The 15800-nt window shown below is 70.5% G+C and carries 13 protein-coding genes; 6 read left to right on the forward strand and 7 right to left on the reverse strand.

Annotation, left to right across the window (positions count from 1 at the left end):
• Positions 1-103: 103 nt before the first annotated feature.
• The 3 genes from E0E30_RS03695 to E0E30_RS03705 form a co-directional block, all read right to left on the reverse strand.
• Positions 104-661 carry a hypothetical protein gene (locus E0E30_RS03695; RefSeq protein WP_130865146.1) on the reverse strand — a complete coding sequence of 186 codons (558 nt, stop codon included), beginning with the start codon at positions 659-661 and terminating at the stop codon, positions 104-106.
• Positions 658-855, reverse strand: coding sequence for a hypothetical protein (locus tag E0E30_RS03700; RefSeq protein ID WP_130865147.1), 198 nt, complete (start codon positions 853-855; stop codon positions 658-660). The genes E0E30_RS03695 and E0E30_RS03700 overlap by 4 nt, the downstream gene beginning before the upstream one ends.
• Before the next feature lie 370 nt (positions 856-1225).
• The gene (locus E0E30_RS03705; protein WP_130865148.1) at positions 1226-1876 is read right to left on the reverse strand and encodes a hypothetical protein; all 651 of its coding nucleotides are present in this window, start codon (positions 1874-1876) and stop codon (positions 1226-1228) included.
• Between the two features lie 160 nt (positions 1877-2036).
• Here E0E30_RS03705 and E0E30_RS03710 point away from each other — a divergent pair, with 160 nt between their 5' ends.
• Entirely contained in the window at positions 2037-3749 is a 1713-nt protein-coding gene (locus E0E30_RS03710; protein ID WP_130865149.1) for a DEAD/DEAH box helicase, read from the forward strand.
• A 26-nt stretch (positions 3750-3775) separates the two neighbouring features.
• Positions 3776-4753 (forward strand): DNA polymerase III subunit delta, encoded by a 978-nt coding sequence (gene holA, locus E0E30_RS03715; RefSeq protein ID WP_245306488.1) that lies wholly within the window; start codon positions 3776-3778, stop codon positions 4751-4753.
• A 188-nt stretch (positions 4754-4941) separates the two neighbouring features.
• Here holA and rpsT read toward each other — a convergent pair whose 3' ends face one another.
• Entirely contained in the window at positions 4942-5205 is a 264-nt protein-coding gene (gene rpsT, locus E0E30_RS03720) for a 30S ribosomal protein S20 (RefSeq protein ID WP_130865151.1), read from the reverse strand.
• 130 nt (positions 5206-5335) lie between these two features.
• On the reverse strand, positions 5336-7249 hold the full coding sequence (locus E0E30_RS03725) for an alpha-amylase family protein (RefSeq protein WP_130865152.1): 1914 nt from the start codon (positions 7247-7249) through the stop codon (positions 5336-5338).
• 83 nt (positions 7250-7332) lie between these two features.
• Between E0E30_RS03725 and lepA the strand changes: the two genes are divergently transcribed.
• Genes lepA through menD form a run of 3 tightly spaced genes read left to right on the forward strand, consistent with a single transcriptional unit; the run spans position 7333 to position 11707 of the window.
• Positions 7333-9174 carry a translation elongation factor 4 gene (gene lepA, locus E0E30_RS03730; RefSeq protein ID WP_130865153.1) on the forward strand — a complete coding sequence of 614 codons (1842 nt, stop codon included), beginning with the start codon at positions 7333-7335 and terminating at the stop codon, positions 9172-9174.
• On the forward strand, positions 9171-10181 hold the full coding sequence (locus tag E0E30_RS03735; protein ID WP_130865154.1) for an o-succinylbenzoate synthase: 1011 nt from the start codon (positions 9171-9173) through the stop codon (positions 10179-10181). Before lepA ends, E0E30_RS03735 begins: the two co-directional genes overlap by 4 nt.
• The gene (gene menD, locus E0E30_RS03740) at positions 10178-11707 is read left to right on the forward strand and encodes a 2-succinyl-5-enolpyruvyl-6-hydroxy-3-cyclohexene-1-carboxylic-acid synthase (RefSeq protein WP_245306489.1); all 1530 of its coding nucleotides are present in this window, start codon (positions 10178-10180) and stop codon (positions 11705-11707) included. Before E0E30_RS03735 ends, menD begins: the two co-directional genes overlap by 4 nt.
• A gap of 70 nt (positions 11708-11777) precedes the next feature.
• Here the strand turns inward: menD and E0E30_RS03745 are convergent, their stop codons facing one another.
• Entirely contained in the window at positions 11778-12962 is a 1185-nt protein-coding gene (locus E0E30_RS03745; protein WP_130865155.1) for an isochorismate synthase, read from the reverse strand.
• 39 nt (positions 12963-13001) lie between these two features.
• Entirely contained in the window at positions 13002-14246 is a 1245-nt protein-coding gene (locus tag E0E30_RS03750) for an MFS transporter (RefSeq protein ID WP_130865156.1), read from the reverse strand.
• Positions 14247-14422: 176 nt separating this feature from the next.
• On the opposite strand from E0E30_RS03750, the gene E0E30_RS03755 reads away from it, so the two are divergent.
• On the forward strand, positions 14423-15730 hold the full coding sequence (locus E0E30_RS03755) for an ISL3 family transposase (RefSeq protein ID WP_130865157.1): 1308 nt from the start codon (positions 14423-14425) through the stop codon (positions 15728-15730).
• The last annotated feature ends 70 nt before the right edge of the window (positions 15731-15800 follow it).

Consider the following 15800-nt stretch of genomic DNA (forward strand, 5'->3'; position numbering starts at 1 on the left):
TGGGCATGCCGTGGGCGTGACGCGGGGGAGGGAGAGCGCGAGGCCGAGGTCGACGCCGTCATCACCCCTCCTTGACGGGGAAGGTGAGGTAGTCCGGATGGTCTCAACGAATCCGTGCCTGGGTGGGACTCACCGCGGTGGGCAGCGCGAACCACGACTCCACCTGCCAGCTCGGCGGACGCGACCCCTCCGGCACGAGGGCCCCGGTGAGCGGGTCGATCGACGGCCCCGGGTTGTCGAAGGGCACGCACGAGGTGCGGGTCGAGGAGAAGGACTTGCCCGTGACGAGGACGTCCGGCTGGTAGGTGCGTCCCTCACCGTCGAGGAGGGACACCTCGCAGGTCGTCATCGGTACGCCGGGATCGGCCCGGACGAGGAACGTCACGTGCCACAGGGACATGCCCGTCGGCACCGAGCGCTCACCACCGCCGTCGCGGGCCGCGTCGATGAGGGTGACGTCGGCCACCCGCCGCACCTGCGGATGGGCGAGTTCGGCCACCTGGTCCAGATGAGCCGTTCCCCCTGCATCGGCGCGCACCTCGTGCGAGAAGGTGTGTGGCCGGAACACCTGGACGTACCGGTACGAGTTCGCCGCCACGCGCAACGGGACGAGCAGGAGGAGGGCCAGCAGACCCCAACGGTTGTCGCGCCACCATCTCATGAGGCCGCCTCCGCCTGTCTCAGCGCGATGGTGCTGCTCGTCGACGCCAGCGAGGCGGCGTCCTGGACCGACCACCGGGGATCGATCTCGACGACGTCATCGGCCGTCTCGTCGCCGGCGAGCTGGGCGGGGAACCGCAGGACCGCCCCGGCCAGGGCGTCCTTGGCCACCTCGACGGCCAGCTGGCAGCGCATGGGCACCTCGGTCTGCACGAGTGAGCACGTCGACGACACCGACTGCTGCCCCCGTAGGTGCGTCCGTCAGTGGCCACGAGGTACGGCCCGTACAGCGGCGAGGGCTCGTCATGCGCCGTCCACGTGAGATCGACGACGACCCACACCCCGGTCGTCGATCCCTTCTGCAGGGCGGTCGTCACGATGTGCGCCGTGCGCACCCGGGTGACCGTCACGTCACCGGTGCGCATCGACACCCTCTGCCCGATGGTGCCGTGCCGTACGTACGGCCGGTCTGCGATGGCCGTCGCGTCGGGCAGCAGGGAGTTCACCCACGACCCCAGGGCCAGGGCGGCGACGATGACGACGATGAGGCTGAGCCGACGGGTCCTCATCGGGCCTCCTCGACCGGGACGGACAGGTGCGCGGTCACCGTCGGGTCGAGCCACTGCCTGGACCCGTCCAGGGAGGACCGTCGGTACGTCCAGCCGGTGACGTCGACCTCGAGGGTGCTCGGTGCCGGCTGCGAGGTCGACTGGAACCACACGATGACGTAGGTGGCCGGCATGGACGGCCCGATGGTCGCCGCTGCGGTGTCGTCGACCGCTCGGTACACGTCGACGCGTGGGACCTTCGACACCTTCCCGGACCAGTCGAGCTGGTCCTTGAGGGTGGGTGTGAGGGTCTGCTTCAGCAGGGCGGCGTGCACCGGCAGCTTCGAGGTGTTTGTCACGGTCATCGACAGGGCGATGAGGCGCTGCCCGGGCCTGGCCGGGACGAGGGTGCCGAGGGAGGGCAGCGCGTGGGCCTTGCGCGCGGCGATCCGCCATGGTCCGGCCTGCACGGTCTGGTCGGCCCTGACCGTCCTCACCTCGGTCGACGTCGCCGCGGTGGCCGAGCGCCAACCGCCGAACAGGCCGACGAGGAGCAGGACGAGGGCGGTGACGAGGACGACGAGGGTCGTCGGGTCGAGGACGTCCTTGAGCACCGTCCACGCCGTGACGAGACGTGACGGTCTGCTCTCCTCGGGGGGTGCGGCCATGGCCGGCATCCTAGGGTCGTGCGGGGCCACATCGGCCGACCTGCGCGGGGTGGCGATGTCGGTTTCGACGCCCTGCTGCGCTACGGTGGTCCGCCGGTGGCACGACCGGTCGTCGGGAGGGGGAACGGTGGGCTCACGGTTCACGACGAAGGGTCCGCGCATGCCGATGCGGTTGCGCACCTGGCAGCGGGAGGCCCTCGACCGGTACATCGCCGATGACCCCACCGACTGGCTCGTCTGCGCCACCCCGGGGGCCGGCAAGACGACCTTCACCCTGGCGGTGGCGGCCCACCTGTGGCAGAACCACCTGGTCAACCGGGTCATCGTCGTCTGCCCCACCGACCACCTGCGCTCCCAGTGGATCGCCGCGGCCCGGCGTCAGGGATTCGACCTGCGCGACACCCCCAACTCCGAACGGCTCCCTTCCGACGCCCACGGCTGCGTCGTCACCTACGCCCAGGTGGCCCAGAACCCCGCCATGCACGCCGGACGGGCCACCAGCCACCGCTGCCTCGTCATCTTCGACGAGATCCACCACGCCGGTGACGTCATGAGCTGGGGATCGGGGGTCATCGACGCCTTCTCGGGGGCCAGGCGCCGCCTCGGCGTCACCGGCACCCCGTTCCGCTCCGACGAGGCCAGGATCGCCCACGTGCGGTACGAGGACGTCGGCGAGGGGGTGTTCGAGTCGGTCTCGGACTACTCCTACGGCTACGAGGAGGCGCTGCGTGACGGCGTCGTGCGGCCGGTGACCTTCGCCACCTACTCGGGCCGGTCGACCTGGACCGACGCCGTCGGCGAGGAGCACACCGCCATCCTCGGTGACTCCGAGCTCACCCGGGCCACCGAGGAGATGGCCTGGCGTACCGCCCTCGACCCCGACGGAGAATGGATCGCCCATGTCATGGCGGCGGCCTGGGCGAGGGTCAACCAGCTGCGCGACTCCGGCCGGATCCCGCACGCCAAGGTGCTCATCCCGGCGTCGAACCAGAAGGTCGCCAAGGAGTACGCCGAGGTGTGGCGTCAGGTCACCGGCGACGAGGCCGCGGTCATCCTCTCCGAGGACGTCGCCTCCAGTCGCAAGCTCGCGACCTACCGTGACGACCCCGAGGCCATCTGCGCGGTCTGCGTCCGGCTCATCACCGAGGGGGTCGACGTCCCCGACGCCGCCGTCCTCGTCTACTCGACGACGGCGTCCACCCCGCTGTTCTTCGCCCAGATGGTCGGCCGGGTCGTGCGCGCCCGCAACCGCAAGGAGCGAGCCACGGTCTTCCTGCCGGCCGTCTCCCGCCTGCTCGGGCTGGCCTCGCAGATGGAGGAGCAGCGCGACCACGTCATCGGGCCGCCCACCGAACCCGACCTCATCGAGGAGGCGAACCGGGAACGCACCGAGCCGGACGCCGAGACCGGCAGCTGGCAGGCCATCGCCTCCGACGCCATCCTCGGCGAGGTCATCGACACCTACGCCCCGACCCCCAGTGACGGGGGGTTGTTCGCCCTCGACGGCCTGCTCACCCCCGCCCAGGAGCGGGCGCTGTTGGCCCGCGACGAGAAGCACCGCGCCGAGCAGGCCCGCCAGGTGGCCCGTGACCGGCGGGCCGCACGCGCGTCCCGGGCCGCCCAGGAACGCCAGGAGCGACGCGAGGACCTCATCGCCGTCCAACGCGCCGGCGGGTCGGTGTACGACACCATCGATGACCCCAGGGAGATGCGCCGGCAGATCCACACCGCCCTGCTCGACTTCGCCCGCGACCACAGCCTCACCCCGCAGGCCGCCTGGGGTCAGCTTTACCGTGAGATCCCCGGGGCCCGCAATGACGCCGCCCCCATGGACCTGCTGGCCCGGCGGCTGTCCTGGCTTCACTCGCACTGACTCACCCCACTGGCATGATGGTCGCCGTGACTGGTTCGGTGTTCGGTACCTGCCTGCTCGTCCACGGCTCGGAGACGCTGCTGAGCGACCGCGCCGTGGCCGAGCGGATCGGTGCCGCCCGCACCGAGGAGCCGCAGGTCGAGGTCATCGACCTCGACGGCACCCAGCTCGACGCCGGCCGTTTCGTCGAGGCCACCGGCGGCTCCCTCTTCAGTCGCGCCACCGCCGTCGTCCTGCGCCAGCTCGGGGACATCGACAGGCAGCTCGTCGACCTCGTCGTCGAGACCGCCGCCGACCCTGCCGAGGATCTCTGCCTCGTCCTGGTCCACCCCGGAGGCGTCAAGGGCAAGGGCATTCTCGACAAGCTGCGCAAGGCGAAGGTCCACAAGGTCGACGCCGTCGCCCCCAAACCGTGGAAGGTCCCCGATTTCATCTCGGGGGAGGCCCGCCGAGCCGGTCTGCGGATGGACGCCGACGCCGTCGCCGCCCTTCACCAGAGCCTCGGCAGCGACCTGCGCACCCTGGCCGCGGCCGTCGCCCAGCTCGCCGCCGACGCCGAGGGGCCGGTTGACGCCGAGGCCGTGCACACCTACTTCGGTGGGCGGGTCGAGGTGACCTCCTATGCCGTCGCCGACGCCGTCCTGGCCGGCAGGGTCGACGAGGCCCTCGAGAAGCTGCGTTGGGCCCTGTCGACCGGGGTCGCACCGGTCCTCGTCACCAGCGCCATGGCCACCGGGCTGCGCAGCCTGGGACGCTACCTCGACGCCCGGACCCAACGGATGGGCGACGGCCAGATCGCCAGCGCCATCGGTGTCCCGCCCTGGAAACTCAAGGACCTGGAGTCCCAGCGGCGTCGCTGGGACCGGCTCGCCGTCGCTCGGGCCATGCGCGAGGTGGCCACCGCCGACGCCGCCGTCAAGGGCGCTGCCGTCGACCCGGACTACGCCCTGGAGGCCATGATCCTGGCCATCGAGGCGGCTCGCTCGGCGCGCCCCGTGCACTGACCGGTACCGTGCGCTGACCAGGCCGGGGGGGGGGGAGCGACGACCTCGTCACGCCGGGATGCGGAACTGTCGGGAACGACGAACAGCGCCCCGACCACCCAGTGGGTCGGGGCGCTCCCGTCACACCCGCAGCGCTCGCGATGCGAGCCCGGTGCCCGGTTCGGGCGAGGCGGGCGCAGCGGCCTGGATCAGGCCAGCTCGTTGAGCTTCTTGGAGATGGCCGACTTGCGGTTGGCGGCCTGGTTCTTGTGGATGACGCCCTTGGAGACCGCCTTGTCGAGCTGACGGTTGGCGACCTTGGCGAACTCGGTGGCCTTCTCGGTGTCGCCGGCCTCGGCAGCCCGACGGAAGTTGCGCACGTAGGTACGCAGGGCCGACTTGACGGCCTTGTTGCGCTGGCGGGACTTCTCGTTGGTCTTCACGCGCTTGATCTGCGACTTGATGTTGGGCACTGGGCAGCCTCTGTTTTCCTTGAGTTGACGTGGTCGTGCGCCTGGGCGGGCGCGACAGGACACACTACCAGCCCCGGCGTCCGCCCCCAAATCACCCGGGAGTACTCACGCCGGCCGGCAGCCGGGAGGATCAGTCCCGCGACGACAACCAGAGGCAGTCGTAGGGCTCGAGTCGGATCATCGCCGGGGTGAGGTCGTAGTCGAACCCGCTGAGCAGCTCGACGGCGCTGTCACCCAGGGATTCGCGCACCGCCCCCAGCGGGAACCAGACGGCATCCTCGGTGACGTTGTAGAGCTCGATGAGGCTGCCCTCGGGGTGCGGGCGTCCCCACATCATGACCCTCTTGTCGGGGGAGGGAAGCACCACCGTCTCGACACTGGCGTGCAACTCAGGGCAGGTGCGGCGCACCTCGATGGCCCGCCGAATCCCCGCCCAGATACGTCCGGGCACCGACGACGGATCCGACCTCGCCTGCGCCACCCGGTCCCAGTCCATGACCGGACGATGGACCCACCGGTTGTCGGCGGCGTGATCGGGGTCGTCGACGTAGCCGTCGTCGTTGAGCATCCCCACCTCGTCGCCCATCCACAGCAGCGGGACGCCGCCATAGCCGAGGATCGCCGTGTGGAGCATGACGATCCGTGCGATGGCATCGTCGATGCGCGCCCGATCGCCCTTCTCCAGGGCCAGCTCGAGCCCGGCCAGGCTGGCCAGGGAGCCGGAGATCCGCCGGTCCCCGGTGGCCGGATTCGCCTGGAAGACGAGCCCGCGGGCGAACGAGCCGGGGAACTGCCCGGAGTAGAAGTCCGAGAGGAACCGGCGGTGGGCGTACGGGTCCATCCCCGCGTCCCAAGCGTCGGGGTCGTCGATGGCCCAACCGATGTCGTCGTGGCAACGCACGTAGGTGCCCCAGGTCGTCGACGTCGGCTTGTCGGGGAACTTGCGCAGCGCGGTCTCCATGAGGGTGCAGTCGCGCGAGGCCAGGGTGCTCCACAGGTGCACCATGAGGGCGTTGTGGTAGGCCATGTCGGACACCTTGCCGGCGTGCCGCCCGCGGCCGAGGTAGGAGATGAGGTCGCCGGGCCCGACGATGGCCTCGGCCTTGAAGGCGACCGCCGGGGCGAGGATGCGCAGGGCCTGGCGCAGCGACTGGGTGATGTCGTGCACCGGTGGCTCGTTCTGGCAGTCGGTGCCCATCTGCTTCCAGATGAAGGCGATGGCGTCGAGTCGGAACACCTCCACCCCCTGGTTGGCCAGGTAGGCGATGAGGTCGACGAACTCGCAGAAGACGTCCGGGTTGGCCCAGTTGAGGTCCCACTGGAAGGAGTTGAAGGTCGTCCACACCCAGCCGTCGAGCTCGTCGTTCCACGTGAAGTTCCCCGGCGCGAAGTCGGGGAAGACCTCCGGCAGCGACCTCTCCCAGGCGTCCACCTGGTCGCGGTCGTCGAGGATGTGGAAGTACTCGCGGTACCGCGGATCGCCGGCGCAGGCCCTGCGCGCCCACTCGTGCTCGGCTGCGACGTGGTTGAGGACCAGGTCCATGACGAGGCTGATGTGTCGGCGACGCAGCTTGCCGGTGAGCTCGGCCAGATCGTCCATCGTCCCCAGATCGGGGCGCACCCTCCGGTAGTCGGCGACGGCGTAGCCGCCGTCGGACTCGCCGGGGCGCGGTTGCAGCAGCGGCATGAGGTGCAGGTAGCTCACGCCGAGGTCAGCGAGGTGGTCGAGGTGCTCACCGACCCCGGACAGGGTGCCGGCGAACCGGTCGGCGTAGGCGACGTAACCGATCTGCTGGGGCTTCTGCAGCCAGTCGGGCTCGAGGAGCCGGGCCTCGTCCAGCCGCCGCAGCTCGGCCGACCGCTCGGCCAGTCTGGCGAGGATGATCGACCTCACCCGGGCGATCGTCTCATCGGCACGGTCGCGGTAGACCTTGCGGATGCCGACCTCGAGGTCGGGCAGGTAGCGTTCCCAGCGCAGGTCGAAGGACTGTCGGGTGGCGGCGTCCAGCTGTGGCTCGTCGTCGGGCACGGGGTGCGAGGACATGACCCCAGCGTAGATCACCGACCTCGTGAAAGACTGGGATGCCGAGTCGGCGATCCGACTCCACGACGACACCGAGGGAGCAGATGTCAGCGTCCAGCCCGCAGCCCGGAGCCACCGCCCAGTCGGTCATCCGCAATTTCTGCATCATCGCCCACATCGACCACGGCAAGTCCACCCTGGCCGACCGGATGCTGCAGATCACCGGCGTGCTGTCCGAGCGGGACGCCCGGGCCCAGTACCTCGACCGGATGGACATCGAGCGCGAACGCGGCATCACCATCAAGTCCCAGGCGGTGCGCATGCCGTGGGCGGCCGGCGGCGTCGACCACGTCCTCAACATGATCGACACCCCCGGGCACGTCGACTTCACCTACGAGGTGTCGCGGTCCCTCCAGGCCTGCGAGGGGGCCGTCCTCCTCGTCGACGCCGCCCAGGGCATCGAGGCGCAGACCCTGGCCAACCTCTACCTGGCGCTGGAGGCCGATCTCGAGATCATCCCCGTGCTCAACAAGATCGACCTGCCCGGGGCCGAGCCCGACAAGCATGCCGAGGAGATCGCCGGGATCATCGGCTGCGACCCGGCCGACGTCCTGCGGGTCTCGGCCAAGACCGGGGTCGGCGTCACCGAGCTGCTCGACGCCATCGTCGCCCGGGTCCCGGCGCCAACCGGCACCCCGGACGCCCCGGCCCGGGCCCTCATCTTCGACTCGGTCTACGACACCTACCGCGGCGTCGTCACCTATGTGCGGGTCGTCGACGGGAGGCTGGCGGCCCGCGACAGGATCCTCATGATGAGCACCCGGGCCACCCACGAGATCCTCGAGATCGGCGTCATCTCGCCCGAGATGGTGCCATCCGCCGGGATCGGCGCCGGGGAGGTCGGCTACCTCATCACCGGCGTCAAGGACGTCCGCCAGTCGCGGGTCGGCGACACCGTCACCCTGGCGTCCGCACCGGCCGCCAGCGACCTGGGCGGGTACCAGCACCCGCGGCCCATGGTGTACTCGGGACTGTTCCCCATCGACGCCCAGGACTTCCCCGAGCTGCGTGACGCCCTCGACAAGCTCCAGCTCAACGACGCCGCCCTCGTCTACGAACCGGAGACCTCCACCGCCCTGGGATTCGGCTTCCGGGTCGGCTTCCTCGGCCTGCTCCACATGGAGATCGTCCGGGAACGGCTCGAGCGGGAGTTCGACCTCGACCTCATCAGCACCGCACCCTCGGTCGTCTACCGCGTCGTCATGGAGGACGGCTCCGAGGCGACCGTGACGAACCCCTCCGAGTACCCGACCGAGGGACGGATCGCCGAGGTGTTCGAGCCGGTCGTCGACGCGACGATCCTGGCCCCGGCCGAGTTCATCGGCACCATCCTCGAGCTGTGTCAGCAGCGCCGTGGGGTGCAGCAGGGCATGGACTACCTGTCGGCCGACCGGGTCGAGATCCGGTACCGGCTGCCCCTGTCGGAGATCGTCTTCGACTTCTTCGACCAGCTCAAGTCGCGCACCAAGGGCTACGCCTCCCTCGACTACCACGAGTCCGGGGAGGAGGCGTCCGACCTCGTCAAGGTCGACATCCTCCTCAACGGCGACCCGGTCGACGCCTTCAGCTCCATCGTCCACCGCGACAAGGCCTACGCCTATGGCGTCGCCATGGCCGCCAAGCTCAAGGAACTCATCCCGCGCCAGCAGTTCGAGGTGCCCATCCAGGCGGCCATCGGGGCCCGGGTCATCGCCCGCGAGACCATCCGTGCGGTCCGCAAGGACGTCCTGGCCAAGTGCTACGGCGGCGACATCTCGCGCAAGCGCAAGCTGTTGGAGAAGCAGAAGGCCGGCAAGAAGCGGATGAAGATGGTCGGCTCGGTCGAGGTGCCCCAGGAGGCCTTCGTCGCCGCCCTGAGGACCGGCGAGGGTTCCGAGAAGAAATGAGCGGGGCGTTGCGGCTGCACCGGCTGGCCGTGCCCGCCGCCCTCGCCGACCGGGGGATCGACGAGCTTGGCGTCTGGTCGGTGCCGCTCACCGTACGGTTCCGGCGCATCGAGGTGCGCGAGGGGATGGTGCTGCACGGGCCGGCCGGCTGGGCGGAATGGTCACCCTTCTGGGACTACGACCCGGTCGAATCGGCCTCGTGGCTGCGCGCAGCCCTCGAGGGGGCGACCGAGGAGCTGCCCGACGCCGTCCGTGACGAGGTGCCGGTCAACGTCACCGTGCCCGTCGTGCCGGCTGCAGTGGCCCATGAGCTCGTCGCGGCGTCGGGATGCCGCACCGCCAAGGTCAAGGTCGCCGACCCGCGCAGCGACCTGGCCGACGACGTGGCCCGCGTCGAGGCGGTGGCCGACGCCCTGGGGCCGGGTGGGCGTGTGCGCGTCGACGCCAATGCGGCCTGGGACGTCGAGACGGCGGTGCGGGCCATCGGGCGGCTCGACCGTGCCGCCGGCGGGCTGGAGTACGTCGAGCAGCCCTGCCCGGGCGTCGACGAGCTCGCCCGGGTGCGGCGTCGGGTCGAGGTGCCCGTGGCCGCCGACGAGTCCGTGCGCCGCGCCGAGGACCCGGTGGCGGTCGCCCGCGCCGGGGCCGCCGACCTCATCGTCGTCAAGGTGCAGCCCCTGGGCGGGGTGCGGCGGGCGCTCGAGGTCGTCGAGGCGGCCGGGTTGCCGGCCGTCGTCTCCTCGGCCCTCGACACGAGCATCGGCATCGGGCTGGCCACCCGGCTGGCCGGAGCCCTGCCCCGTCTCGACCACGCCTGCGGACTGGGCACCGTGCGACTCTTCCGGGGGGACGTCGCCGCCTCCTCCCTGCTGCCCACCGGAGGGGTCCTGCCGGTGCGACGGGCCGACGTCGACCCGTCGGCCTTCACCGACGAACCCGACGCCGACCTGGCCAGGCGCTGGCTCGGCCGACTGGAGGCCAGCTGCGCTGCCCTGGAGGGACGATGAACGAATCGACCGAGCTGGCCCGACGCCTCGTGCTGGCCCTCGTGGCCGCCGGGGTCGAGCACGTCGTCCACTGCCCGGGATCGCGGGACGCCCCCGTGGCCTATGCCCTCCACGACGCCGCGGCGGCAGGCCTGCTGAGCCTGCACGTGCGCCTCGACGAGCGGGCGGCGGCCTTCGTCGCCCTGGGGCTGGGGCGTGGCGGTCATCCGGCCGCGATCGTGACGACCTCGGGCACCGCGGTGGCCAACCTTCACCCGGCCGTCCTCGAGGCCGACGCGGCCGGGGTGCCCCTCGTCGTCATCTCGGCCGACCGCCCGGCCGAGATGTGGCACACCGGAGCCAACCAGACGACGATCCAGACCGGGATCCTCGGTCCTTCGCCCCATCTGCGCACCGACGTGCCCGCCGGGTTCCCAGCCGACGAGCGGCTCGACGCGCTCGTCCTGCGCGCGGTGACCGCGGCGACCGGGGCGTTGAGCCGCGACCCCGGACCGGTGCACCTCAACGTGAGCTTCCGCGAACCACTCGTGCCCGATGACCCGTGGGCTCCCGCACCACCGGCACGGCGTCGGGTGGATCCAGCACGCACCGCGCCGACGCCGCTGGTCATGCCCGCCCGGACCGTCGTCGTCGCCGGGGACGGGGCCGGACCGCTCGCCCGCCAGCTCGCCGAGGAGGGCAGGTGGCCGCTGCTGGCCGAACCGACCTCCGGGGCGCGGGCCGGGAGCACCGCCCTCACCGACTACCAGGGGGTCCTGTCCGGCCGGCCCGATCTGGTCGACGCCGTCGAGGCCGTCCTCGTCCTGGGACATCCAACCCTGTCGCGGCCGGTGTCACGGCTGCTGGCCCGGCCCGGGGTGACGGTCGTCACGGATCGCTCCCGGTGGACCGACGTCGCCGGCGTCGCCCGCGTCGTGGCCGGTCCGGTCGAGCTCGCGTCCGTGCACGTCGAGGAGCCCTGGTTGCGCCGCTGGCAGGACGCCGACCGACCTGGCACTGCCACCGTGAAACAGCAGGTGTGCGACGCCATCTGGCAGGCCTCGACACGGGCGGATGCGCCGCTGCTCGTCATCGGCGCCTCCGATGTCATCCGCTCCTTCGACCGGCACGCCGTCCCCGCCGCGACGAGCCCGGACGCCCACGCCAACCGTGGCCTGGCCGGCATCGACGGGACGGTGAGCACCGGTATCGGTCTGGCCCTGGGGACAGGGCGGCCGGTGCGGGTCGTCGTGGGCGACCTCACCTTCACCCACGACGCCATGGCCCTGGTGCGCGGCGAGTGCGAGGACGACGTCGACCTCCAGGTCATCGTGCTGGACGACCACGGCGGGGCGATCTTCGGGGGACTGGAGCACGCGGCCGCGCCGCGGCCGGTCCTCGAGCGGATGTTCCTCACCCCGCAGGGGCTCGATCTGCCCTCGTTCGCCTCGGCGGTGGGGGCGTCCTGTCTGCCCTGGCGGCCGGGGCTCCTCGACGAGCCGATCGTCGGGCGTCAGATCGTGCCGGTCGAGCTGGCTGGCCGCTGAGAACCGGCGATCCGGCTCCCCACCGTCCGGGTGGACTCGGTATTCGGGCGGACCAGGCACTCGGGCGGCTTCAGCGTCCGGGTAGGCCCGAGGCGAAGGCCTCCATCTTCGCGCCGATCTCGATCCACTCCTTGGCAGGGTCGGAGCTCGGCATGATCCCGGCACCGGCGTACATCCGGACCTCGCGGGAGTCCGCGCTGAACTGTCCGCAGCGCAGGGCCAGGGCCCACTGCCCCGATCCGTCCGAGCCCATCCAGCCCACCGGGCCGGCGAAGCGTCCGCGGTCGAGTTGCTCGACCTGCCCGATGAGGTCGTACGCCTCCTCGCGCGGTGTGCCGCAGACGGCGGCGGTGGGGTGCATGGCGTCGACGATCCGGGCGGCGTTCGAGCCGCTCACCCGGGCGGTGACATCGGTCGCCAGGTGGACGACATTGGGCAGCTCGAGCCGGAACGGGCCACGGACGACCGGGTCGACGAGACCGGCCTCGACGAGACGACCGGTGACCGAGGTCACCGCCAACTCGTGCTCGTGACGTTCCTTGGGGTCATGGAGCAGCTCGTCCGCCCAGGCGGGCTTGCGGGTCCCGGCGAGCACCCGGCAGCGGAAGAGCCCGTCTCGGCAGTCGACGAGCAGTTCCGGGGTCGCCCCGACCAGCCCGTCGTGGCTGTAGGTCCAGCATCCCGGGAAGCGGGCGGCCAGCTGGGCCGCGACCTGGCCGCGGTCGATGACGGCGTTGGAGTGGACGTCGACGGCCCCGGCGAGGACGACCTTCTCGAGCCGCTCATCGGCGCCGAGGCGGCGCGTCGCCGCGCTCACCGACGCCGTCCATGTCGCCTCGTCGACCGCCGGACACCGAGTGAGGTGGGGCTCGACGGCCTCGGCGATGTCACGACGGACGGGGGAGTAGTCACCCAGCACGGTCGTCGGGCCGCCGAGGTGGCGGCGGATGATGAGCACCCGGGGGACGACGAGGAAGCCCTCCTGGGCCCGGGAGAAGGGGAAGGAGCCGAAGGCGATGACCGGTTCGCGTCCGGCCCAGGACGCCAGCCGGTGCCAGGCCGACTCGATGGCCCCGTGCCCGGAGGCGGTGAACCGGCACTGCTGTCCCCAGCCGACCATGGCCGGGGCGTCATCGGAGTCGGGGGCCAACCAGATCCACGGGTCGACGCCGTCGGGGACCCAGGCCAGCACCTCACGGAGCCAGGCGGCCCCGGGCAGTGTCGAGACGGCATCGGAGCAGGGAAGGTCGGGCACGAGTGGTCACTCTAGCCCGCAGGGGGAGGGGCCGGTTCGTCACGTCGGCACCGTGACGTCCTCGCCGTCGAGGGCGATCGGATCGCTGGTCCGATGTGCATGGATGCGGTCGAGGACGAGGAAGAGGGTCGTGGCTGCACAGGCCACGGCGCTGGCGACGTAGAGGATCTTGAAGGAGGCCACCGCGACGACGAGTGCGCCGATGACGATGGACACCACCGCCGGGGCCGACTGGATCGCGTTCGAGGCCGCCCTCACCCGGCCAATGACGGCCTCCGGAGTCATCGTCTGCACGGCATACCCTGCGCTGGTGAAGATGATCGAGGCGAGCAGACCGGCGATGACGATGAACGACAGCACCCACGGCACACTCGGGGTCGCCAGACAGATCCCCACGAGACATCCGGCCACCAGAACGAAACAGGTGGCGATGAGACTCGACGGACGGAACCATTGAACGAGTTTGGCGGTGACTGCGGCGCCGACGATCATCCCCACACCTTGGAAGGCGACGAGCGTGCCAGCGAAGGACGAGGGTCGATTGAGGCTGTCGATCAGCGCGTACATGGCTCCGTCGATGGAGCCGGCGACCATCTGCACCAGTCCGAGACCGAGCACGATCGACCGAAGCTCAGGGGTTCTCAGGATGTGCCGGAAACCTGCCCCCATCCCCGGAGGCACCGAGGTCAGGTCACTGACGACATGAGTTGGGAGCATCGCCAAGGCGCCGACGAGGAGAAGCCCCGACGACACCGCTGTGAAACCCTGAATGCCCACCTTGACAAGGAGGAAGGCGCCGGCCAGAGGGGCGACGATGGACAGCAGGCCGCTGAACCCATTGAGGGTCGACAAGACCTTCGGTAGGGATCGGTCGTCGCAGAGAACCTTGATGGCACCGGAAGTTGAGGCCCCCGAGATGACCCCGAGCAATCCCACGACGAACAGGACGAGGAAGACGATCCACAGGTCCTCGGGCCCGTGAACCAGGAGCAGCGCCAGCAGGACGATGGCGGAGACAAGATCGGACACCAGGACGCCAGTCTTCCTCGGGATGAGATCCAACCGGCTGCCGAACACGAGACCGACGATCTGTGGAGCCACCGCGGCGGCCATGGCGAGCCCGGCCATCGAGGACGACCCCGTCAAGGACCGGACCCACATGCCGACCGCGAGCGTCAGGGCCGAGTCGCCCGCCATGCTGAACAGTCTCGACAGCAGAAAGAGGCTCACATCTCGGTTCATTATCGTCAGAAGCTCCATTCTGGAAATGGGACGACGCCCCATTTCGTTGCTACTCTTCCCGGTCGTCCACGGGCTCTTCAGGATCCAGGGTGTAGTTGTGACTTGACTGTGTGAGAGTCTGCTGTAGTTGGCCTGTGGGGCCGGGGTGCGTGGGGGGAGGACCCTGCGCGAGGATCGGAGTGTCTTAAGTCCCGTCCTCGTGAATCGCAAGGCCCTCCATGAACCACGCTACCTTCAGCACCCCCGACCTGACCACATTCGCCCGTCTCGACGAACTCGGTCTGGAGGTCACCGGCCAGCTGATCAGTGACGAGGAGACGGTCCTGGCCTGCCGGGTCGTCGCCCCCGACGACTGGTGCCACTGGTGCGGATGCCAGGGGGTCCCTCGTGACACGGTGATCCGCCGGCTGGCCCATACCCCGATGGGCCACCGGCCCACGATCCTTCAGATCCGGGTGCGCCGGTACCGGTGCACCGGCTGCGGACACGTGTGGCGCCAGAACACCGACCAGGCCGCCCAGGCCAGGGCGAAACTGTCGCGGGGAGGGCTGGCCTGGGCACTGGAGGGCCTGGTGCTCGATCACCTGCCGGTCTCCCGTATCGCCGCTGGTCTGGGGGTGGACTGGACCACCGCCAACGATGCGGTGCTGGCCGAGGGCACCCGCCGGCTCATCGACGACCCGCACCGCTTCGAGGGCGTGGAGGTCATCGGGGTCGACGAGCACGTGTGGCGCCACACCAGCCGTGGTGACAAGTACGTCACCGTGATCATCGACCTGACACCGAGACGCGACGGCACCGGGGCCTCCCGGCTGCTCGACATGGTGGCGGGACGTTCCAAGAAGGTGTTCAAGACCTGGCTGGCCGGCCGCGACCAGGCCTGGCGCGACCGCATCCAGATCGTGGCGATGGACGGGTTCACCGGCTTCAAGACCGCAGCCGCCGAAGAACTCCCGGCCGCGGTCGAGGTCGTGGATCCGTTTCACGTCGTGCAGCTCGCCGGCGACCAGCTCGATGTCACCCGCCAACGCGTCCAGCAGGACACCACGGGCCATCGGGGCCGGGCGGGCGACCCCCTGTTCGGGGTCAGGCTGACCCTGCACACGGGCCGGGACCTGCTCACCGACCGGCAGGCCGCCCGCCTGGAACAGGTGTTCGCCGCCGACGCCCACGCCCCGGTCCAGGTCACCTGGGCGGTCTACCAGGAGATCGTGGCCGCCTACCGCGCCGAGAACCGTGCCGAGGGCAGACGCATCATGGCCCACCTCATCGACGCGATCGCCACCAAAGTCCCGAAGGCCCTGCCCGAAGTCACCACTCTGGGCCACACCCTGAAGAAGCGGGCCGACGACATCCTGGCCTACTTCGACCACCCCGGGACCTCGAACGGGCCCAGTGAAGCCATCAACGGCAGACTCGAACACCTCCGCGGCATCGCCCTGGGATTCCGCAACCTCACCCACTACATCACCAGATCACTCCTGGAGACCGGAGGATTCAGACCCCGACTACACCCTGGATCCTGAAGAGCCNGTGAAGCCATCAACGGCAGACTCGAACACCTCCGCGGCATCGCCCTGGGATTCCGCAACCTCA

Origin of the sequence: Acidipropionibacterium timonense, assembly GCF_900605005.1 — a bacterium.
GTDB classification, from domain to species: Bacteria; Actinomycetota; Actinomycetes; order Propionibacteriales; family Propionibacteriaceae; genus Cutibacterium; species Cutibacterium timonense.